This is a genomic window from Agarivorans sp. QJM3NY_25 (assembly GCF_050870875.2).
Classification (GTDB): Bacteria; Pseudomonadota; Gammaproteobacteria; order Enterobacterales; family Celerinatantimonadaceae; genus Agarivorans.
The window spans coordinates 2,856,683-2,877,353 of sequence record NZ_CP194041.2; the positions used below are offsets into that span (position 1 = coordinate 2,856,683).

At 46.2% G+C, this 20,671-nt stretch carries 18 protein-coding genes; 14 read left to right on the forward strand and 4 right to left on the reverse strand.

Annotation, left to right across the window (positions count from 1 at the left end):
- Window positions 1–349 precede the first annotated feature (349 nt).
- On the reverse strand, window positions 350–1,393 hold the full coding sequence (locus tag ACRRSW_RS13135; protein ID WP_432459552.1) for a porin: 1,044 nt from the start codon (window positions 1,391–1,393) through the stop codon (window positions 350–352).
- Window positions 1,394–1,743: 350 nt separating this feature from the next.
- Here ACRRSW_RS13135 and dinG point away from each other — a divergent pair, with 350 nt between their 5' ends.
- The 6 genes from dinG to ACRRSW_RS13165 all read left to right on the forward strand — a co-directional run bounded on the left by dinG (window position 1,744) and on the right by ACRRSW_RS13165 (window position 7,340).
- Window positions 1,744–3,768 carry an ATP-dependent DNA helicase DinG gene (dinG, locus tag ACRRSW_RS13140; RefSeq protein WP_432459554.1) on the forward strand — a complete coding sequence of 675 codons (2,025 nt, stop codon included), beginning with the start codon at window positions 1,744–1,746 and terminating at the stop codon, window positions 3,766–3,768.
- Window positions 3,768–4,547, forward strand: coding sequence for a TSUP family transporter (locus ACRRSW_RS13145; protein WP_432452771.1), 780 nt, complete (start codon window positions 3,768–3,770; stop codon window positions 4,545–4,547). Before dinG ends, ACRRSW_RS13145 begins: the two co-directional genes overlap by 1 nt.
- Window positions 4,526–5,128 carry a primosomal replication protein PriC gene (gene priC / locus ACRRSW_RS13150; RefSeq protein WP_432459555.1) on the forward strand — a complete coding sequence of 201 codons (603 nt, stop codon included), beginning with the start codon at window positions 4,526–4,528 and terminating at the stop codon, window positions 5,126–5,128. The genes ACRRSW_RS13145 and priC overlap by 22 nt, the downstream gene beginning before the upstream one ends.
- A 66-nt stretch (window positions 5,129–5,194) precedes the next feature.
- Entirely contained in the window at window positions 5,195–5,941 is a 747-nt protein-coding gene (locus ACRRSW_RS13155; RefSeq protein ID WP_432459556.1) for a YccT family protein, read from the forward strand.
- Between the two features lie 77 nt (window positions 5,942–6,018).
- Window positions 6,019–6,201, forward strand: a complete 183-nt coding sequence (gene rsmS / locus ACRRSW_RS13160) for a pleiotropic regulatory protein RsmS (protein WP_432452768.1) — start codon at window positions 6,019–6,021, stop codon at window positions 6,199–6,201.
- A 308-nt stretch (window positions 6,202–6,509) separates the two neighbouring features.
- The gene (locus ACRRSW_RS13165; protein WP_432459557.1) at window positions 6,510–7,340 is read left to right on the forward strand and encodes an outer membrane protein OmpK; all 831 of its coding nucleotides are present in this window, start codon (window positions 6,510–6,512) and stop codon (window positions 7,338–7,340) included.
- Window positions 7,341–7,419: 79 nt separating this feature from the next.
- On the opposite strand, the gene ACRRSW_RS13170 is transcribed toward ACRRSW_RS13165, so the two are convergent.
- Both ACRRSW_RS13170 and ACRRSW_RS13175 read right to left on the reverse strand, forming a co-directional pair.
- Complete coding sequence (locus ACRRSW_RS13170) at window positions 7,420–10,476, reverse strand: SbcC/MukB-like Walker B domain-containing protein (RefSeq protein WP_432459559.1); 3,057 nt, start codon at window positions 10,474–10,476, stop codon at window positions 7,420–7,422.
- Window positions 10,476–11,618: an exonuclease SbcCD subunit D gene (locus tag ACRRSW_RS13175; RefSeq protein ID WP_432459560.1), complete on the reverse strand. Its 1,143-nt coding sequence runs from the start codon at window positions 11,616–11,618 to the stop codon at window positions 10,476–10,478. Before ACRRSW_RS13175 ends, ACRRSW_RS13170 begins: the two co-directional genes overlap by 1 nt.
- Window positions 11,619–11,833: 215 nt before the next feature.
- Here ACRRSW_RS13175 and ACRRSW_RS13180 point away from each other — a divergent pair, with 215 nt between their 5' ends.
- The 4 genes from ACRRSW_RS13180 to ACRRSW_RS13195 all read left to right on the forward strand — a co-directional run bounded on the left by ACRRSW_RS13180 (window position 11,834) and on the right by ACRRSW_RS13195 (window position 15,215).
- Entirely contained in the window at window positions 11,834–12,058 is a 225-nt protein-coding gene (locus ACRRSW_RS13180) for a hypothetical protein (RefSeq protein WP_432452764.1), read from the forward strand.
- A 2-nt stretch (window positions 12,059–12,060) separates the two neighbouring features.
- Window positions 12,061–12,693 carry a DUF2959 family protein gene (locus tag ACRRSW_RS13185; protein ID WP_432459561.1) on the forward strand — a complete coding sequence of 211 codons (633 nt, stop codon included), beginning with the start codon at window positions 12,061–12,063 and terminating at the stop codon, window positions 12,691–12,693.
- A 152-nt stretch (window positions 12,694–12,845) separates the two neighbouring features.
- Window positions 12,846–14,555, forward strand: coding sequence for an EAL domain-containing protein (locus ACRRSW_RS13190; RefSeq protein WP_432459562.1), 1,710 nt, complete (start codon window positions 12,846–12,848; stop codon window positions 14,553–14,555).
- A 201-nt stretch (window positions 14,556–14,756) separates the two neighbouring features.
- Window positions 14,757–15,215, forward strand: a complete 459-nt coding sequence (locus tag ACRRSW_RS13195) for a dCMP deaminase family protein (RefSeq protein WP_432452761.1) — start codon at window positions 14,757–14,759, stop codon at window positions 15,213–15,215.
- Here ACRRSW_RS13195 and ACRRSW_RS13200 read toward each other — a convergent pair.
- Window positions 15,212–16,222 (reverse strand): bile acid:sodium symporter family protein, encoded by a 1,011-nt coding sequence (locus tag ACRRSW_RS13200; protein ID WP_432452760.1) that lies wholly within the window; start codon window positions 16,220–16,222, stop codon window positions 15,212–15,214. The genes ACRRSW_RS13195 and ACRRSW_RS13200 overlap by 4 nt on opposite strands.
- A 230-nt stretch (window positions 16,223–16,452) precedes the next feature.
- Here ACRRSW_RS13200 and ACRRSW_RS13205 point away from each other — a divergent pair, with 230 nt between their 5' ends.
- From ACRRSW_RS13205 to ACRRSW_RS13220, 4 genes are all read left to right on the forward strand, one after another.
- Window positions 16,453–17,889 (forward strand): DUF1254 domain-containing protein, encoded by a 1,437-nt coding sequence (locus tag ACRRSW_RS13205; protein ID WP_432459563.1) that lies wholly within the window; start codon window positions 16,453–16,455, stop codon window positions 17,887–17,889.
- A gap of 91 nt (window positions 17,890–17,980) precedes the next feature.
- A complete protein-coding gene (locus ACRRSW_RS13210; RefSeq protein WP_432459564.1) occupies window positions 17,981–18,766 on the forward strand; it encodes a hypothetical protein in 786 nt (261 codons plus the stop codon).
- A gap of 45 nt (window positions 18,767–18,811) precedes the next feature.
- A complete protein-coding gene (locus ACRRSW_RS13215) occupies window positions 18,812–19,153 on the forward strand; it encodes an Mg2+ and Co2+ transporter (RefSeq protein ID WP_432459565.1) in 342 nt (113 codons plus the stop codon).
- Window positions 19,150–20,181 carry an HlyD family secretion protein gene (locus ACRRSW_RS13220; protein WP_432459566.1) on the forward strand — a complete coding sequence of 344 codons (1,032 nt, stop codon included), beginning with the start codon at window positions 19,150–19,152 and terminating at the stop codon, window positions 20,179–20,181. Before ACRRSW_RS13215 ends, ACRRSW_RS13220 begins: the two co-directional genes overlap by 4 nt.
- Window positions 20,182–20,671 lie beyond the last annotated feature (490 nt).

Consider the following 20,671-nt stretch of genomic DNA (forward strand, 5'->3'; position numbering starts at 1 on the left):
TGAAACCCGCGAACCACGATCAAACAATGATTGAGTACTGTACTAAAGGAGAAAAACGATTAAATCCAGCGACTTCGACTGTGTTTTTTAGTTCTCTAATGAGGCTTGCTTCGGCTTGAAAGCGTGGGTCGAGCACTGATTCACCGAACAAGCACAACGGGCAACAGCAACGCAGCAGCCTAACAAGCTCAGCATTATAGAAATAGCGAGAAGATAAAAGGTAGAAGGTAGAAGGTAGAAGGTAGAAATAGTCCAGCAACAAGACAAGAGAAACAAATACAAAAAAGCCCGCCGAAGCGAGCTTTTCATCAGGACTAAACACTCAAGGTGTTTAAGACACTAACACAACTTAGAAGTTGTATTGTAGTGACATTTCCCAGTAATCATCTGCACCATCAAGGCCGTTAACTTTGTACTCAGCCCAAGCTTTCATGTTGCTGTTAAAGGCGTACTGAGCGCCAAGTTTAAATGCATCAGCAGTATCAACGTTATCCTTATCTTCTTGAGCTGCATAACCTGTGTATAGTTTCACAGCATCAATCGTATAAGCGGCAACGATGTCGTAGCCTTCAAGCTCTGCATCACCCATTTTAGCGGTCACATAAGCAGCACCTAAGTATAGGTTGTCTAAAGAGTAAGCGGCTGACAAAGCGAAGTTTTTCTTATCTTCGAAATTGGCGAATGTCTCTACATGGTAACCGACATAAGTAGAAAGACCGATATCAGCAAAGGTGTAACCTAAGGTACCTGCGTAGCCAGAATCTAAAGTTTCACCAGTTGCAGCAGGTGGAGTTGCTGAACCTGGATTCACACCAATTTTAAAGTTATCATCTTTAAACTGGTAAGAAGCGCCTACATAGAAGCCGCCAAATTCGCCGTTATAAACGATTTGACCTTCCTGACGACCATCTTCAATATTATTAAAAGCTTCATAACCTACATCACCATTAAAGATATCGGTTGCTTCTACAGCCTTATAGAAGGCGGTATCGGTTTGACCAAATACCACTGTACCAGCATCGTCAAATTCAAAACCAGCATATACGTGGCGAGCGGCAAACTGAGATTTAGATTCAGTTGTGACTGTGCAGGTAGATGCATTTGTATTATCTGTACACTCGATTGAACCATCTGAAGATTTAGCGCTGTTTTCAGCGGCGATTTGCCATTCACCTTTGGCAATAGCGGCAAGGCCTGGGGCGATTTCTGATTTAACATTGAAGCCCATACGTGCTGTACCCACACCATTGGTATCAGTACCATCATCGCTCATGGTGAACTGCATACGACCATATACGTCAGCAGATACGCCGTCTGCATCATATACGTTTGCAGCTTGTGCTGAAGCTGCAAATAAAGCTGGTATTGCTACAGCTAGAATAGTTTTTTTCATTTTCCTGTGCCTTCTTTAATTAATTAAACACTTATTCCTTAAATTCCCTGTGCGGCAGTGGTTTAGCACTGCACGAGCAATACATTAGCAAGCTGAAATTTTTTTGCAATAAAAAATTGAACTTTTATAAAATCGTGTAAATCGCTGTATCTACAACGATTTAAAGTGGTTAAACTGAATTATGGCGCGATATTCACCAATAAAATTGATAAAAGTGTGATCTATGCAACTTAGTGCTAAGATTGAATTTTTACCCCATTTGCAGCATTTTATGCCATACAGGGGATAAACTTGCGAACAAGCCTAGACAAAGCACTCCAATTTAAGTGGTTCACAACATTGAGATCTTCATGTTATCGGAAAAAAACAAACAAAAAATCCGCCTTTGGTATCGCACGCTTCAGGAGCAAAACTCAAATTTTGTGCCTAGAGCTGCACAAACTGCTTTAATTGCACAAATTTCCAAAACAATTGCTGGGGATATCAATCGCCACTCGCGGATCCTATTAGCAGAGGCGGGAACCGGAACCGGTAAATCGTTGGCTTATCTATTAGCGGCAATCCCTCTGGCCAAGGCCCTCAATAAAAAAATTGTAATCTCCACCGCAACGGTGGCCCTACAACAACAACTCCTCGACAGCGATTTACCCTTAGTGCACCGCGCTGCCCACAGTGAGTTTCAATTCTGTTTAGCCAAGGGACGGCAACGTTATTGCTGTGCACATAAACTGGTTGCCGCCCTCGCCCCAGAACAAGGCTTAAGTGCTAAACACATAGAACTTTGCAAACAACTGGCAGTGGCCCTGCAACAAGGTAAATGGGATGGCGACCGCGATACTTGGCCAAAGCCAATACCGTGGCAATTATGGCAACATGTGGTGGTCGATGGCTTAAGTTGCTCGGTACAATCGGCTCGCCACCGGAGTTGCCCCTTTCATAAGGCCCGTAAAGGCCTTAAAAAGGCCGATGTGATTATCAGCAATCACAGCTTATTACTCGCTGATTTACATGCCGGCAGCGGTCATATTTTGCCACCCGCAGAAGATTGCATCTATATATTAGATGAAGCTCATCAATTTCCTGAGATAGCCAGAGAATCCAGTGCCAACCATATTGCTTTAACGCAAGCCCTCAAGGAGTTAGCGGCCATTCAGCTGTTAGATAAAGAATTGTCGGCGCAACTAGACGCTTCTGCAATTGCCGCGACCAGCCTACAAGTCAGAGAAGCCTGCGCCGAGTTACAGCGCTGCTTCAATCAATTCAAAGACTTTGCAACCAGCAATCGAAGTCTATTCGACTCCAGCGGTCATTGGCGTTTCCCACTAGAGCAAACCCCCAGTGCGGTAAGTAATTTGGCGAAGAACTATCATCGCCAAGCCACCAAGCTCAATAACAATCTGCAATCCTATGCTGGGGTGATCCAGGAAAGCGTCGACAATAATCAACTCAAGTCTTCACTAGCCGAGGCTTTATTAAGCCGACTCAGCGTATTTCAGTACCTGACTGAATCTTGGGTTGATACCTTATATAGCTATGCCAATGACAACCAGCAAAAAAATTATGCATTCTGGTTCAGCCTTCAAGACAAGGAAAGCTATATTTGCTGCTCGCCAATCGAAGTCGGGGGCTTACTGCAACAACTGCTGTGGCAAGATGCATTCTCGGTTATCGCGGTCTCTGCAACCCTGAGTGCCCTAGGCAAGTTTTCTTATTTCTTACAGCAAGTAGGGCTGCAAAAACTCAAGGCCGAACAACTGATCAAACTCCCCTCTCCCTTTAATTACCAACAAGTCTCATTGTCGGTTCCCAATGACGTGAGCGATCCTGACTCACCCAGTTTTGCCGCAGACGTTGCCCGTTATATCATCCGGGCCCAGCAGCATCAAGGCGGCATTTTAGTGCTATGTAACTCTTATCGACTAGTTTCATTGGTCGCAGAACAACTCGAGTCGGCAAAGATTGAGCACTTGTGGACCCAAGGAGAGTTGAGCAATCACCAATTGTTAGCCAAGCATCGCGCTTGTCGCAATAAACAGCAAACCAGTACCATACTCGCGACCATCGGCTTTAGTGAAGGGATCGATTTACCCGGAGAGTTACTCACCGATTTAATTATTGCCCGCTTGCCCTTTGCCGTCCCCACCGATCCGGTAATGGCTAGCCATGCAGAATTATTAGAAAGTCGCAATCAAAATCCCTTTATGCTGCTCACCTTACCCAGTGCCAGTCGAAAGCTAATACAAAGCTGTGGAAGATTAATGAGAAAAGAAAGTGATTCAGGTAGAATCACGCTGCTTGATAGTCGGCTCAGTTCACGCCGCTATGGTAGCCAATTGCTGGCTGCTTTACCTCCATATAATAGAAGTGATAGTTAATGTTAGAATTGGGACTCGACTCCTCTGTTTTAATCCTCATCGTTGGTATCGGTTTAACTGCCGGGTTCATCGACGCAATTGCTGGCGGTGGTGGCCTACTCACCATTCCGGCACTGCTCAGTATCGGCTTACCACCACATATTGCACTGGGTACCAATAAACTTGCCGCCAGCTTTGGCTCCAGTACTGCAGCATGGACCTTTTATCGAAAACAACTTTTTAATCCGCTATTTTGGTTTTATAGCTTTGTCGCCACCGCGCTTGGTGCCTTCGCGGGTACCATGGTGGTCGATTTCATTAGTACCGATTGGCTCGAGAAATTATTACCGTTGGTGATCATGGCCACCGCCGTTTATACCGTGTTGAATCGTCAACAAGCGGATGGCCAAGCGGTATTGCCGCCGATGAATAAGAAATTGAAACAGCAAATGAGTGTTCAAGGCCTGAGTCTTGGTTTTTATGATGGCGTTGCAGGACCTGGCACAGGCGCATTTTGGACGGTATCTTCAATGGCCTTATATAAAATGAATATCTTGCTGTCTTCTGGTTTGGCTAAAGCGATGAACTTCACCAGTAATTTTGTATCCTTTTTAACTTTTGTTTATCTGGGGCATGTCAACTGGCTGATAGGTCTGGCGATGGGTTTCAGTATTATGCTCGGCGCGGTCGCAGGGGCTCATTCGGCAATTCATTTCGGTGCCAAGTTCATACGTCCAGTATTTGTCACGGTGGTGATGGTGATCGCAGGAAAACTCGCATGGCAAGCATGGTTCAGCTAGAGCTGCAACGCTTAGCTGATAAATTAAGACAACTCAAACAACAAGCGGAGCATCGTGATTTACAAGGCGATCGCAGCGCTTATGCAAAAATGGCGGTTCTAGATGAACGCTTTAGTTGTCGCAGTGACTTATTTTTTGACTACGTGTTGGAGTTGGAAAACGACTTATCACGTATCGCACGTCTGAGCGACATCAGTCAAGATGTAGAACTCATCAAACTATACTGCGATCGCTTTATTGGTAAATTTGCGATGTTGCAGAGTCAAATGAACAAGGCTTTAGCGCTGCAACAACGCCAACGAGCACCACAACAACAAAAAGTTATTTCCTGGCAAAATAAGCTGGATAAAATAATTCGTTCTGGTGATCGCTCGCAACTTCAAGAAAAATTGCTGCAACAAAAACAATTCGAGCAACAATTGGAGTATAAAATTGCCGAAAAAAGCCAACGACTTAATCGTAGCAATCCACAGACAGATACTGCTAGACTAAGCGCCGAGATCCTCAACCTAAAGAGTCGCTTAGGTGAGTGTCAGAAAACAACTTGGAAACTAGAACAAAAGATTAATCAAATTAAGTAAGCTGAACTAATCATAAGCAATATTGCTTACTCAGCTTAAATAGAATCACACTTTAAGGAGTAATTCATGCGATTCTTAGTAAAGGCGGTAACATTAACATGTGCTTGTTTGGCAAGTTGGAGTGCGTTGGCTGCCAGTTTTTCTACGCCAAATCATTTTGAGCTAATGTATGTCGATAAACAATCTGTTGGCGTCTTGAGCTTAAACAAAAGTAACGTCGAACTGCCGACAGGCCAACATCAAGTTGTGGTTCGTTATAGCGACAATATAGGCTCTAACAATAATTCTGAACTCGTTAAGTCTAGCCCTATCGTCATCAATATTGAGCTTAAAAAAGGTCAAGAGATCTTCTTAGAGTCGAAGCAACCCAATACCCTAAGTCGCGCCAAAAGCTTCGCTAAAAAACCGCAATTCACTTTAAAAGATCAACATGGCGGCACAGTCAACGCAAGCCATTACATTTTACCTAAAAAATCAGGGCTACAGCTTTCACGTAACTATTTAAATGAAATTGCCGCCATCGAGGCCCAGCAAGCGAAGGCAAATCCAGTCGCGGCAAGTACTGTTGCAGTAGCGGAGACCACAACCCGTGCAGCAACGCCAGCGCCGGCTGCCAAACCAGTCGTGATGAATAGTGCAACCGGTACAGCGGTAACAGTGGCAACAACAAGCGCAGCAACAGCAGCAGTCACTATACCAAGTAACACAGACGCAAGCGATAACACCGAATTACAAATGCTACAGTTCTGGTACCAGCGTGCAGATGCTACCACCCGTAAACAATTTCAAATTTGGGTTATCCAACAACAATAATTTGTGCATGGGTTTGGATGGATAATGCTGTTCATCCATCCAAACCTTGTTACAACGCCTTGGAATCTGGAATCGCAATGTCTCTAAATCAGGCCCCCAAACATATCCAACTCGCAGTCGATCTAATTCAACTGCTCGAACAACATAACCTTGAAGCGCAAACTGTCCTAGATGCCTTGGAAATTGTTAACCAAGATTACCAACGCAAGCTAAAACAAACTGCAGCTCAGTTCAGCAATTCGATAGATATCGAAGCTTAAAAACGCAGTACCACCCTCCTAACTCACCTCTATCTGTTAAATTAAATTTGGCCACAAACCACCAAGCAAACTAAAACGCCTCTAAATAGATATCATATTGATGACAAGACTGTGATCAGTCGATGAAAATCGATGGATCCTCATACAAACATAAACATTTTTAGTTAATAACTAACGAGCTGTACAAAAATAATTAAAAAAAACCGTGAACCATACTGAACTTTTTCAAGTTTCAGGGATAAGATTGGCGTGAGAGCGATATAAGCCACATTCGGTAATTCACATACAGTGAACAAGGAACTACCTCAATGAAAAAATTTGGATTAATAGCTGCAACATTGCTTGCAGCAGCATCCTTCTCAGCCAACGCTGCAGAAGTTCAAGATGATGTACACGCTAACGACTATAATTGGATGCAGTTCAACTTGATGCATACTCTAGATCAAAGACCTTATAGTGGTTCAGACTACCAAGATACCTACCTAGAAATGGAGTTTGGTGGACGTTCTGGCTTATGGGATGTTTATGGCTATGTCGATGTCTTCGATATTCTCGACAGTGGCAGCAGTAATAAACACTTAAACGCTTCTGGACATAAACAAGGTGGCATGTTCATGAAGTTTGCCCCTCGCCTATCTTTAGATGCACTTACCGGTAAAGATCTATCCTTCGGTCCAGTTCAAGAACTCTACATCGCCACGCTAAATAACTTTGGTGACCAACAGCAAGAACACTTCATCGGCCTTGGCTCTGACGTGAACGTGCCTTGGTTGGGTAAAACTGGCATGAACTTGTATGCTCGTTACAGTGCGAAAAACTTTGGCAATGACGACGAAGGTTCATTCAACGGTTACCAATTCTCGATGAACTGGTTCAAACCTTTGTACTTCTTCGACAATAAGAGCTTTATCTCTTACCAAGGTTACTGGGACCACCTATTTGGCGCCAGTGACTACTCAGACCAATTTGGCCGTACCAGCTCTGGTGGTAACCTGTTCCAAGGTATCTACTGGCACTCAGACCGCTTTGCAGTGGGTTACGGTCTAAAATACTTCTATGATGTGTATGGATTTGAAGATGGTGGATTTATGGATTCAACCGGCTTCGGTCACTACTTCTCAGTGACTTACAAAATCTAAACTGAGTCTCTCACGTACTTTCAAAGCCTGGCCTCGCCAGGCTTTTTTATTCCAACACTGATAAACTAACCACAGCCGGTTACGGTAATACCAATTGCGTGTGGCTGCCACTGGCAGTTTTTAAGACATCAATCCGAGTCGCGATCTGTTCTTTCATTTCAGCTACATGGGAAATCACCCCCACCATGCGACCAGCACTCTGTAAATCCACCAAGGTGCGAATGGCCAGATCTAAGGATTCTTGATCGAGACTGCCAAAACCCTCGTCGATAAATAAGGTATCCAGCTTAATGCCTCCAGCGTAGGCCTGCACCACATCCGACAAACCAAGCGCCATCGCCAATGCAGCCATAAAACTCTCCCCACCACTCAAGGTAGCAACTGATCGCAGCTTTGAGCTATAACTATCTTCCACTTCCAGCTCTAAACCCGAGGCCTTGTTCCCTTTGGCGCGCTGCGCTTTGCGGATCAACTGATAGCGCCCCTTACTCATCACTTGCAAACGCTGGCTCGCTTGCAGCAATACATCATCGAGCAATACGCTCAAAACAAAGCGCTGTAAACTGATTTTATTACCGGTATTGCCATTGGCCACGTCAGCCAAGGTGCCAATCACCTGATATTGTTGCTGCAATTCTTCGGCTTTTCTATCGGCGTCCAGTAATTTGTGTTGTACCGCCAATAATTCCTGTTGACGGCTATTCAGTCGGTTCCATAGCGCGTCCCGTTCGCTACGCTGCTCCGCTAAAGTGTTCAGCTGTTGTTGCAACAGCGTCAAGTCTTCGGTTTTTTTCCCTTTGAGCTTACTCTTTAGCTGCTCAAACTTAGCCTGTTCACTGGTGAAGTGAGTGCTAAAATGCTCTACAACTTGTTTTAAGTTGGCAATTTCACCATCACTGATCAAAGCCTGATTATAAGCATTCTCATTGGTAAAACAGGACTCAGCTAAACGCTGACTAAATAGCTGCTGCGCCTCCAATAAGCCTTGCTGAGCAAGTTTCAGCGCTTGCTGGGCGGCTTCCGCTGCCGACTGTTTTGCCGAGTAATCCTCACGGGCCTGAGCATGACGCTGAGTAAGCTGTTTGATATTTTGCTGTAGCTTACTGACTTTATCGCCCTGTAATTGCAGCGCCTGCTCTAATAACTGCGCCTCACAATATTGCTTAGGCAGCGCTTGTTGCGCCTGCTCACATTGACCACTCAAGATGTCCTGCTGACTTTTCTGCTGTTGGTAAGACTCGCGTGCCAGTTCAATCTGTTGCTGTAATTGTTGTTCCTCGAGTTGTAATTGATCCAACTGAGTTTGTAAGGCTTGCACCTGCTGTTGCGCTTGTTCAGCCAAGCTTAAGTCCTGCTGGGCTTGCTGGAGCAAAATTTGCGCCTGCTCCAGCGTCATCTTAGCCGCGTCCCCTAAACCCTGCTCTAAAGAAGCTTGCTGAGTCCGCCATTCATTGAGCTGTACCGTCAACGTCTTGTGCTGATGGCGGGCTTCTTGTAAACGTTGATTAGCCTGTTGTTCAGCTTCTCTCGCCAACTCTAAGTCACGCTCTGTTGGCAGTATTTCGCTACTGCGAGCCAAATGAGGGTGCTCAATACTGCCACACACTGGACAAGCTTGTCCCTGCTGTAAGCTTTGAGCAATAATCGCTGCCTGCCCCTGATGCCAGCTCAGCTGAATTTGCTGAGCCTGCTGCAACGCAGCCTGATGAGCATCCGCAAGTTTTTTACCACGAAGTAAAGAAGCCTCCAGTTGCTGCTGAGTTTCTATCAACTTACCGTTGAGCTCAGCTAAAGCCTGACATTGGCTAAAGCGCTGCTCTACAAGATGCAGCTGTTTTTGGCAGCTTAGCTGCCGTTGCGCTTGCTGCTGGGCCGAAGTGAGTTGTTGCTGTATCGCTGATTTACTATTTTCTAGTGTACTCAGCTTTGCTTTTAAACTTTTGCCCTGTAACTCTTGTTCGTTTAAACGGCGCTTTGCCTCGCCCAGCTCACGCTCTATTTGCTGCTGCTTTTGCAACAGCGGCTTAAAACTTTCCAGTAACCGAAGTTGCTCTTGGCTGGCACTAAGTTGCTGCTCTTTCTCCGCCACTTGTTGGAAATCTTGCTCCGCGAGTGTCAGGGCTTGTTTAGCTTCGGCAAAAGCAGTTTGGCTTTGGCTTTGGGCCAAACTGGCATTTTTAGCGTCATTAAAGCGCTTTGCCTTCGCTTGATCGGCTGGCTCTAAACGCTGAGCCGCTAAAGCCTGCTCTAATTCCAATTGTTGTTTTTGGATCCCCGCTTGCTGTTTTTTCAGCGCGCCAACACTCACCTTGAGTTTTTCTAACTCGGTAAATTCACTGGCCACCAGGTTAGCCGATTCAAACTGTTTATTTGCGATGTCATAGGCTTCACTGGCCTTTAACTGCGCTTGCTTGGCTGCTTCCAACTGCGGGCCAAGTTGGCTAATTTGTTCTGCTAATGCACTTTCTTCGCTCAACTCGGCGCCTTGTAAAATTCCCTCGCGGACATTTTTTTGCTCCAACGCCGTAGCACGGATCGTCGCGGCTTTTACTTTTAAACGCTCTTCTATTCGCCGATAGATGTGAGTTTGGAACAATTGGCTGAAGATCTTCTCGCGTTCTTTGGAATCTGCCATCAACAGTTGGCGAAATTTACCCTGCGGTAAAACCATCACCTGACGAAATTGGTCTGCATCTAAACCAGTTAAACGTTCAATTTCGGCATTCGCTTCGGAGACTTTGGCTGCCACCATCAATGAAGACTCTCCCGCGAGGTCGAATTGGTATAACTGCGCCTCCGGTTTTTGCTGCGTATAACCATCCCCGGATTTTTTCAGCCGCGGCTGCTCTGGCACCCGACGGATCCGATAGCGTTTAGTTCCCAATTCAAATTCAAATGTAACTTCGGTCAATAAGGCTTCGTCACTGATATCACAACGCATTTGACCGCCTTCTCGCTCATCCCCGGTGGTTTTGCCATAGAGCGCAAAACAAATCGCATCCAGAATGGTAGTTTTCCCCGCCCCCGTCGGCCCATTGAGTAAAAATAGCGGGTTGCTACCAAGTTGGCTGAAATCGATATTCTCACAAGTGGAAAATGGCCCAAAGGCGCTCATGCTCAGGTGAATGGGTCGCATTATGCTGGCTCTCCGCGGTGTAGCTGCTCAATAGTCTGCTGTACAAACAGCTGCTGAGCCTCGCTTAAAGGCTCGCCCGAGACCTGCTCAAAAAAATCGCTGAACATGGCATATTCGCCTTTTTTGATGTGATCGCGCTGCAGTTCTAAATGCGGCTGCTGCGCCATTAAGCCGCTGCGCTCCAAATGCAACACGTTCGGGTAAACCGCACGCAGTTTTCCCATAGCATCCAAAATAGCCGACTTGTCGAGCAGCCGAATCATCAGGTAATCGTCGGCATGCGGGTCACTTAAACCCGCGGCTAATAACTCGCTAAAAAAGCCCTCGATCACCCGTACATTACGCAGGGGTTTAAGCGGCAACAACGTGACCTGCGGCCCTTGTGGAGTCAATTCAACCAAGCTAAGCGACTTGTTTTGATGCTGTTCGCTAAAAGAATACTTTAATAAAGAGCCAGAATAGCGGATATGTTCAGCCCCCTTATATTGCGGCCCATGCAGATGCCCAAGCGCGCTATAAGCAAAATTTGCGAAAAGTGATGGCGAAATCTTATCGGCACCACCCATGCTGAGTGGTCGCTCCGACTCAGACTCGTCACCACCATCCAAAAAGCAATGCGCCACCACCACTTTGGCTAAACCGCCGCTGTCATGTTGCTTCACTTGCTCCACTAACACCGCCATCGCTTCTTGATGGGTACTCACTTCACAATCAAAGACTTGCCTGACCATCGCAGGCTCTGCATAAGGCAAACCGTAAAACATCGCCGACTCGCCATTTTTCGCGCCAATTTTAATAGCTTGCAGCTCCCGACTTAATGGGCCTACGATATACAGACCACTGGCTTGCATTTGTCGAGCAGCAAAGGCGAGACGCTGCGCGCCGTCATGATTGCCGGCAATCATGATCACCGGAATAGCCAATTGCTTCACCAGTCGGTCTAAGACCTCATCGAGCACCGTAACAGCTTGGCTCGGCGGTACTGAACGGTCGAACACATCACCGGCGACCACCAAAGCATCCACCTCATGTTGTTTGGCGAATTGAATCACTTGCTCCAAGACAAAGACTTGGTCCTCTAACAAAGAGTGATTGTGTAACTGTCGACCTAAATGCCAATCGGAAGTATGCAGAAACTTCATGAAATGCCTGTGCGTTAACGAAATGAGATATCAAGAATTTGCGAATTATTTGCGCGCCTCATTATCGCCAAGCAAAGCCTCTAAATCAACGAAAGCTCGGGCTTTAACGACCGCAATTATACAAAGCTGTCGATTTTTCCTTTCGCAAAACTCGCCTCAAGCGACTGTCTCTGGCAACATAGCAACACAAACCTGATTTTAACTAAGGAAGCGTCGTGTCTACGCAAGGTTCCGCTGGCAATGTGATTGCCGCAATCTGTAGTTTTTTTATTCCCGGTCTGGGTCAGTTAGTCCAGGGAAGATTGTTAGCCGCATTGCTATTTTTTGTGGTGACCGCCGCAGGTTACGCCATGTGGTGGCTGATTTTTCCTTCAGTCATTGCTGCATTGGTTCATCTATGGGCGATTATTGACGCAGCTCGGTTTCGCTCTGGAGAATAAAAATGAGAATACTAACCCTTATGTTACTGCTGAGCTTGATACAGGGCTGTGAATCAACCTACTACTCGGCCATGGAAAAAGTAGGTTACCACAAGCGCGAAATATTGGTGGACCGAGTCGAAGACGCTCAACAGAGCCAACAACAAGCGCAACAACAGTTTGGCTCGGCCCTAGAGCAACTAAAAACACTAAGCCAATTTGAAGGTGGCGACCTCGAAGATATCTATGATGAAGTCAACGCCCAATATCAAGATGCTCAGGCTGCGGCCGAAGACGTGAGTCAGCAAATCAATCAAGTCGCCAGTGTCGCCGAGGCTATGTTTGATGAATGGCGTGGCGAATTGGACCAATACCAGTCGAAGAGTCTCAAAGCGCAAAGTAGTAAACAACTCACCACTACCCGCCAACGCTACGCCAGCATGTTAAAGGCGATGCGCAAGGCCGAAGCGCAAATGCAACCGGTATTAAGTCGACTCAAGGACAATCAACTTTACTTGAAACACAACCTGAATGCCCGTGCCATTGGGGCGGTTGGCCAAGAGTTTTCACGCTTAGAAAAAGAGGTGGCGAGTGTCATCGAACAGATGAGTAAGGCGATTGCCGAGTCCGATAAATTTATTGCCAGCATGCAATAAATACTAAATAGCCAATGCTGGCAGTCAGTTAACGACTCGCCAGCAGTGTTTTAGGCACTTCAAGAAAGCCCCCTTTCTGCAACATTTCCTTCATAAAATTGTAGTAAATTTGCCATTGCTCATACTTAGCCTAGGCGCAACAGTGACCCGCAATGCATATATTTAACCATCAAATTCGATTGACTCAGCCCCCTTCAGAACATCAGCAACGGACCCGGCAAAGTTGGTTTTCTTCGCGACATCTTAGGCCGATACTATTCACGCTTATTTGCAGCCTCCTGCCCATCGTAATGAGTTATTCTTGGACCTTAGCGCATACTAAGCAGCAGCGTCGTGAAGCATTTGCTCAGCAATTTGAACTCAGTTATCAAGCAATAAACCAAAACCTGCTGGCGCTGCATCACTATTTTATTGGCTTAGATCGACTCGATATTAACTGTGCTCCTGAAACCCTACTAGCACTACGCAAGGTGCATTTTCAAATCACTTATGTCGCAGAACTTGGTTTAGTTGATCAAAGCGGACAACTCAGATGTAGCAGCTGGGGGCCGGTCAATCCCCCTTATGAGGTCCTTAAACCAGTCGCGAATCAGCAACTGCGTTACTATGGGCCAAGCGTTCTGGAATACAGTCAAGAGGTGGCGATGATTATCGCCAAAACACGCAGCAATGGGAGTGAAATTAACGCGGCCATCCCGTTATCTGTATTTAAGGCTTTTGTTCAAGGCAACGACAATAAACAAGATCTCGTTGCTTTGGTCGACTCAAACAATGGCACACCATTATTTGTCAATGGTCACTACAGCTTACCACTGCAGCACGGCAAGACACTATTTCCTTTAACTCAATCGGTGATCGATCAAACCGCCCACTTTGACGACTCAAACAGGCGGTATTACTTAGCGAAACCGTTTTCCGCTCTGCCCGGTTTAAGCTTGTTATCGACTCGTACCGAGCAACAACTTTATCTTGGGGCCCATCGCTTATCCCTGTTACAGGTCGCATTGTATTTATTGCTAATTTGCGGCATCTTTTATTTTATCCAACGCCAACAGGGGCGTCGACTTAGCCAAAAAAGTCAGTTAAAAACAGCCATCCGTAATCAAGAATTCATTAACTATTACCAAGCAATCTGGGATAGCCGAACGGGTCGTTTAATCGGCGTAGAACTGTTAGCTCGATGGTTACACCCAATTGACGGCATACGCAGCCCAGATTCATTTTTGCCAGACATCCAACGGTACCGACTTCAGGTGGCTTTAACCGAGCAGCTACTGGCGACCTTAAAGACCGATCTCAATGGCCTGCTCACACACAATGCTTTACTAAAGATCAATATCAACATCACTGGTCAGCATCTCAACGATCCCGAGTTTGTGGTGAAACTGTTGGCGATTCATCAAACTTGCCGGCAAATTTGTCTGGAAATTACCGAAACTCAACTGGTGGATATAGACTCACCACAGGTTCAAGACGCGCTCAGTAAACTACAAACCCAAGGCGTAAAATTAGCCATCGATGACTTTGGAACTGGTTATGCTGGCTTACAGTATTTACAACAACTCCCCTTAGATACGCTAAAAATTGACCGCAGCTTTGTAGCTGCTATCCATACCGACTCTCCGCAGGCTAAAGTACTCGATGGAGTCATAGACCTAGCCTTAAATCTTAATCTACAAATTGTGGCAGAAGGAGTAGAAACCGAGGCTCAAGCTCAGTATTTACGTGACAAAGGCGTCTACTTACACCAAGGTTGGTTGTATAGCAAAGCAGGCCCTATCGAGGATTTATTAACACTCATACCAATCATTGAACCGCCAGCGGCGCGACCATTTAACCCGGTTTATGCTGAGAGCACTTGAATCGCTCAACACTTGCCCAATCCCCAAAGACTCTATCAAGCACTCCAAGGTAAATGTGCTACTCAAGCATCAAGCTCGATACCGTTAGCAAGGGTCTCTATAGAATTTACAAAACAAATTTAGTTTCAAACCGTTAGCGAAACTTGCAAGCAGGCGTCAAGTTCCGCAGAATAGCGCGGTACAATTAGCAGAGACTTAATCATGATTTCAAAATGGGCAAAACGCTTTTTTCAAATGGCTGAACTGGTTGGCTCTTGGAGTAAAGATCCTTCCACTCAAGTTGGCGCGGTCATCACCGAGCACAATCGTATCGTATCGCTAGGATTTAACGGTTACCCGCACGGCATTTCCGACAGTGCAGAAACCGACAATCGCGAGATGAAACTGCTTAAAACCCTACACGCAGAAGAAAACGCGATCTTATTTGCCAAGCGCGATCTATCTAATTGTGAAATTTGGGTCACCCACTTTCCCTGCCCCAATTGCGCCGCAAAAATTATTCAAACTGGGATTAGCGAAGTTCATTGTCCTGAGCAAAACCAAGAATTTATGGCTCGTTGGGGAGACAAAATAAAAATAAGCCAAGATATGTTTGAGCAAGCAGGTGTGCGAGTTGACTGGTTGCCTCAACAGGAACTAAGTAAAGCATCGGCAGACTAACCCCTTGCTACTGGCTGATGTAAGTCCTTAACTTTTTCGGCTGCGGCATAGCGATTGGCTAACAGCGCACAGTAAAAAATCTGGATTGGATGATAGAGCATAATCGGTAGCAACAGCATCCCGAGGTCTGGGTTAGCGCTAAAGATCACCTTAGCCATCGGCACTCCCGCCGCTAAGGTTTTTTTGCTACCACAAAAAACTGCGGCAATTTCATCGGCCGAATTAAAGTCCAGTAGTCTCGCAACCAAACGAATACTATGCACGACACTAAGCAACACCAATAGCGAGATCAGGAATGAAAATAATAAATAACGCGGACTAAACTCCCCCCAAATATGCTCCACCACCGAATCACTAAAAGCATTAAACACAATCAATAAGATCACTAGCTTATCAATTTTATTTAAGATGCCTTTATAACGCTGAAACAGGCTTAGCAACAGTGGTCGTAGAGCTTGCCCAATGATCATCGGCAACAACAATAATTGACAAATGGAGCTCACCGTTGCCATTAAATCCATAGCGCCGCCGTCTCCGCCCATGAATAACTGCACTAACAAGGGCGTGATAAAGACCCCAAGCAAACTCGATAAGGAAGCATTAAATACAGCCCCCGCAACGTTCCCTTGAGCAATACTGGTCATCGCGACCGACGACGAAATAGTACTGGGCAAGGCGAATAAGTAACAGAAACCAAAGGCCAGCGCACTGGGTAATAAGGCATGTAACAAGTCACCAAACAGTACCCACAGTAAGGGATAAACCACAAAAGTGGTCGCTTGAACCATCAGGTGTAATCGCCAATTAAATAGCCCTTTTTTGATTTCCTTCGGTGCCAAACCTAAACCATGCAAAAAGAAAATTAAGGCAATACCGATCGCCGTCAGCTGATCAAGATGTAAATAGCCTCCGGAGCGTCCCCATTGTGGCACCAGCAACGCCAGTACAATAGCGAACAACATACCGAGTAAAAACCATTCTTTTTTTATCCAACGGAAGTACATCATAATTGAGGTAAGCTCTTGATATTTAAGCGACAGTCATATCATACGAAATGAACTAGCGCAAATGCAAAACAATCTTTATATGAACCTATTCCGCTCTCGTTTAATAGAATTAAATATTCTATTAAACGCTCAGAGCAAGCTCAGCAGCTTTGTATTGGATATCTTAATAAAGGCTATTAAGCACTTAATCACAACTTTTCGATAAGCTGGCACCAAATCAGAGGAGATATATGATGATTACCCCTAGCTTATGTAAGTTATCTTTAGCTGCGCTTATCGCATCGAGCTGTTTATTCAGTGTCAGCCCCAGCATAGCGGGCACTCCCCAAGCCACTCAGGCCGAGCAACTGCAACAAGCACTGTACAACGAATCCTATACCTTAGCGGTGAATGCCTATCTATGGGGTTCAACCTTAGTCAGAATGGAGCAAATCGCTCGCCAATATTCCGATGTATCTGAACCCCAAGCGGCCACCAGTTATCGTGGCCCACTCAATCAGTTTGGTCATGCTCGTCGACTCAGTACGCCTGCCGATACCGACATGCCAACAGCCAACCGCGACACCTTGTACTCCAGCGCGGTACTGGACTTAAGCCAAGAGCCAATGGTCTTGAGTGTACCAAAGCTTGATCAACGCTACTACGTCATCAACATGTTCGACATGTGGCATAACTTATTTCAATATGTAGGCACTCGCGAAACTGGCAGCCTAGCCAAACAGTTCCTAATTGTTCCTCCGGGCTGGGAAAAAAAACCAACCACCCCGCGCGACCTGAGCATTATTGAAGCACCCACGAGCAAAGTGTGGTTATGGGGGCGTACCCAAGTATTTGATGAGCAAGATTACCCAGCAGCACACCAGATCCAAGATCAGTACACCCTCACCCCACTGAGCGAGTATGCCGGTGAAGCCAGTAGTAAAGTAACATTCAGCCCCTTAGCACCTCGTCCAGGTAAGGCCGATGATCCGCTCCGTTTCTTCGTTGAACTTGGTGAATACTTAATGGCCAATCCACTACCGGAACGTCAACAAGCCTTAGCGGGTCAATTTAGCAAAATCGGTCTCAGCCAAGATGGTTTCGATGTAAGTTCACTGAGTGAGTCCAGCCAAGAAGCGCTAATTGCTGGTATACAAGACGCACAGAAAATTGTTATGGCACAACAGGCCAACCCTGCCAATCTCGAATTTAAAGACGGTTGGGTATATACCTTCGCGCTAGACGCCTTTGGTGATGACAATGCAATGCGCTCACTTATTGCTCACCCCTACCTCGGTGGCCAAGGGCCTCAAGAAGCCATCTATCCGATGGCCGCGATGGACGTAAACGGCCAAGCGTTATCTGGTGAAAACAGCTATGTAATGAATTTTGACGGCGAGCCTCCAGTCGACGCATTTTGGTCAGTCACAGTCTATGATGCGCAAACCAAAATGTTGGTTGAAAATTCGATCCACCGCTACAGCATCAGCAACTTGAATCAATTGAATAAAAACCCAGACGGTTCATTTCAGTTGCAACTTAGCCATAAAAAACCGACCGACGGACAGCTTGCAAACTGGCTGCCACTACCAGAAGGTCGCTTCTATGTATTAGCTCGACTGTATATTCCGTCAAAACAAATTCTCGACATGAGCTGGACGGTGCCAGGGATCAGCAAGCTCCAATAGCATTATTTCACCCGGAAATAGCCGAACCATATCGGCTACTTCCGATTGATTGACTTGATCATGAGTAATCCATAGTCCTAGGAAAAAATTGATGACTAAATTGGTAACCAGCCTCTGTACGCTTCCTTTAATAATCTCTGGTTTGACTTGGGCAGAAACCGCCAACGACGATTTACAAGACATGTCGGACCCACTTGCTGTTTATACCCAAGTTGGCGGCGGTATCACCGATATGGGCCTCAACCTAAAAATTGGCCAAAGCTATGATACCGGGGTCGAAAACCTCGGCGGAATGAATGTGTTTGAAGTAAAAGGCTTTGCCGGTGACATCACCGGTTGGAGTGACTCCCAAACGGGACCCAGAAACAATAGTATTGACTCAATTCGCTTTCGAAATTTTGAAGCCAGCCTAGAAAGCGGTCGCGGCAGACAATTAGATGTGAATTATAACCTTGCCCAAGAGTTCGGCACGGCTTCCTATAGCTTCATTCAAGCCTTGCCCAAGTTTGGCCAACTTAGTCTGTTTCCTCTGCTTGGTGCGGGTGTTGCCTTTGGCAATAATGTGATGGGCGACCACCAACAAACAATCAGCGGCTACTCGGTACCCGGAACGTTTGCGGTGGTCGGAACTTACGCCAAGTATGCGCTTAGTGACCGCCTGTGGCTTAACTATAATCCGATGTGGATGAATACATTGTCGGGCTCGGATATATACAAACAACATGGCTTTGAGGGCCACAATAGCGTGTTAACTCACGAAATAGCGCTCTCCTACCAAGTATCGCCGCGCTTTAATATTAGGTATTTTGCCAACTGGTCTGAGTATAGCGACATAGGCAAAGGCAACCATCGGATAGAATTTAACTACCAGCTCTAAATCATCGAGCAACCATTTACGCTGCCACTCAAGTCGAGCGGCAGCGTGAACCCACGCCCTACACGAGAACACCGAATGGTCATTCACCCAACAACATTTCACTATCAACACTACCCCACAGTCTATGGTTTATTAGAATCACTTGCCTTTATGTGGTTTGTGGTATTGGTTACCCTCGGGATTGCAATTTGGCTCATCGCCAAACTTTGGCATATCCATTCTATCCCCAAGCACCTGGCACAGGAGCAAGGCCTGGCACAGGCAAAACTGATTTTTTGGTTGTGCATTCTTGGACTGTTTTATAAACCACTATGGATCCTTGCCGTTTTGGCCATCGTCACCGATTGGGAAAAACTACAACAGTGGCTTAAAGGAGCGGTCTCATGAAAGAAATTATGTTGCCCTATATATTGATCGTATGGTTGCTGTTCAAATTTAAAGTTCTCAAACCGAGCGCCAGAAACTACTTTGCCAGCATCGTGATTGGCTGTTTATTGGCACTGGCACTGTTTGTCGGTCACCGTTTCTACTCGCCCTTAGATTTAACCAATTCAACTACGGTCAAGGCCCCCCACGCAGTGCTCTCACCCGCATTGGGTCAGCACATCGATAAGATCTACGTCGATCATAACCAACAAGTGAATGAGGGGGAGATCCTTTATACCTTAAAGGACGACAAAATTGCCGCCGCGATGAGCGAAGTACACTCGGGCTTAAGTGAAGTAAAACGAAGCATTGAAGCCCAGCAGGTGCTGCTTTCTCAGGCGCAGCGCGATTACCAGCGTAACTACGATATGCAACAGCACGTCAGTCTTAAAGAGCTGGAAGAGTCAGAAGATGCGGTCGCTATTATCAAAGCCGAGTTGAAAATACTTGAGGCGAAGCGAAATGGCCTGCTGGCTAAACTTGATAGCCTCAAATTTGACTTATCACGACTCACGGTTCGCGCGCCCTTCAATGGCATGGTCACACATGTATACATTGCCGATGGTTCACGGATTGGCTCGCTGCATCTTTGGGATATCAACAAAAAATTTGTCGAAATGCGGATTGCCGATCAAGCCTATCAATACATTAAACCGGGACAGTTTAGCGAATTTTATGTGGATAGCTTTCCGGGACAAATATTTCGCGCCAAAGTCCATAGTATCGTGAAGGCAACGGGCGAAGCCCAAGGCAATCTATTGCCCACGGAACAAGCCGTATCCAACCATATTCAACGCGGTGGCGCGCCAGTAGGTCGAACCGTAATCTTGAGTATTGACCAAACCACCATGGACATGATGCCCATCGGAGCCACTGGTTCGGCGTGGATCAGCGCCGAGAAGCCCCACCCCCTATTCGGCTTTCTGGACATTATTGGCGGAGCGACCTTAAGGCTAAGCTCCGTCAAATCCTATCTGACCGCGCTCTAAGCTCCCGCCCCTGACGCAAAGTCCAGTGCTGTGCTAGCGCTGGACTTTTCCTGCTGAATCAAACGCAGCCCCGATAAATGGAGGACGCTATGATCTTGACAAGGCCTAAAGCCATGCATGACCAGCTGCGAAATGATGACGGTTTTCCTCCCCTGAGCCAACATGGAGACTCAGCCTTGCCTTCGGAACTGACAAAATCTGGCTATCCTCTGATTGACACACTCCGACCAAAGCGAAACTGCAGACCAAGCCAATCCACTAACGGCCAGTCGAGGCATTTTGGCCAATCAGCGTCTATGTGGCGAAAACCAAGCGACGGCTTGAAAATTTAATCTATCACGATGGTGTCAGCAACTGCTCTCAAAGTAATGAAAATCCGGACATTTCATTGCGCTTACAAGTCAAGCATAAAAAATCAGTCGATAGACCATTTGCAAACCAGCGGCCACGACGAAACGCCCACTTGCTTGTATTCAGCCGCGGGGATATT

Bases quoted from the DNA above. Each gene is read 5' to 3' on its own strand.
- ACRRSW_RS13185 (WP_432459561.1), top strand. From the start codon at position 12,061: ATGAGAATACTAACCCTTATGTTACTGCTGAGCTTGATACAGGGCTGT.
- rsmS (WP_432452768.1), top strand. From the start codon at position 6,019: ATGTCTCTAAATCAGGCCCCCAAACATATCCAACTCGCAGTCGATCTA.
- priC (WP_432459555.1), top strand. From the start codon at position 4,526: ATGGCAAGCATGGTTCAGCTAGAGCTGCAACGCTTAGCTGATAAATTA.
- ACRRSW_RS13200 (WP_432452760.1), bottom strand. From the start codon at position 16,222: ATGATGTACTTCCGTTGGATAAAAAAAGAATGGTTTTTACTCGGTATG.
- ACRRSW_RS13165 (WP_432459557.1), top strand. From the start codon at position 6,510: ATGAAAAAATTTGGATTAATAGCTGCAACATTGCTTGCAGCAGCATCC.
- ACRRSW_RS13135 (WP_432459552.1), bottom strand. From the start codon at position 1,393: ATGAAAAAAACTATTCTAGCTGTAGCAATACCAGCTTTATTTGCAGCT.
- ACRRSW_RS13210 (WP_432459564.1), top strand. From the start codon at position 17,981: ATGACTAAATTGGTAACCAGCCTCTGTACGCTTCCTTTAATAATCTCT.
- ACRRSW_RS13175 (WP_432459560.1), bottom strand. From the start codon at position 11,618: ATGAAGTTTCTGCATACTTCCGATTGGCATTTAGGTCGACAGTTACAC.
- ACRRSW_RS13195 (WP_432452761.1), top strand. From the start codon at position 14,757: ATGATTTCAAAATGGGCAAAACGCTTTTTTCAAATGGCTGAACTGGTT.
- ACRRSW_RS13190 (WP_432459562.1), top strand. From the start codon at position 12,846: ATGCATATATTTAACCATCAAATTCGATTGACTCAGCCCCCTTCAGAA.
- ACRRSW_RS13155 (WP_432459556.1), top strand. From the start codon at position 5,195: ATGCGATTCTTAGTAAAGGCGGTAACATTAACATGTGCTTGTTTGGCA.
- ACRRSW_RS13170 (WP_432459559.1), bottom strand. From the start codon at position 10,476: ATGCGACCCATTCACCTGAGCATGAGCGCCTTTGGGCCATTTTCCACT.
- ACRRSW_RS13205 (WP_432459563.1), top strand. From the start codon at position 16,453: ATGATGATTACCCCTAGCTTATGTAAGTTATCTTTAGCTGCGCTTATC.
- ACRRSW_RS13220 (WP_432459566.1), top strand. From the start codon at position 19,150: ATGAAAGAAATTATGTTGCCCTATATATTGATCGTATGGTTGCTGTTC.
- ACRRSW_RS13145 (WP_432452771.1), top strand. From the start codon at position 3,768: ATGTTAGAATTGGGACTCGACTCCTCTGTTTTAATCCTCATCGTTGGT.
- dinG (WP_432459554.1), top strand. From the start codon at position 1,744: ATGTTATCGGAAAAAAACAAACAAAAAATCCGCCTTTGGTATCGCACG.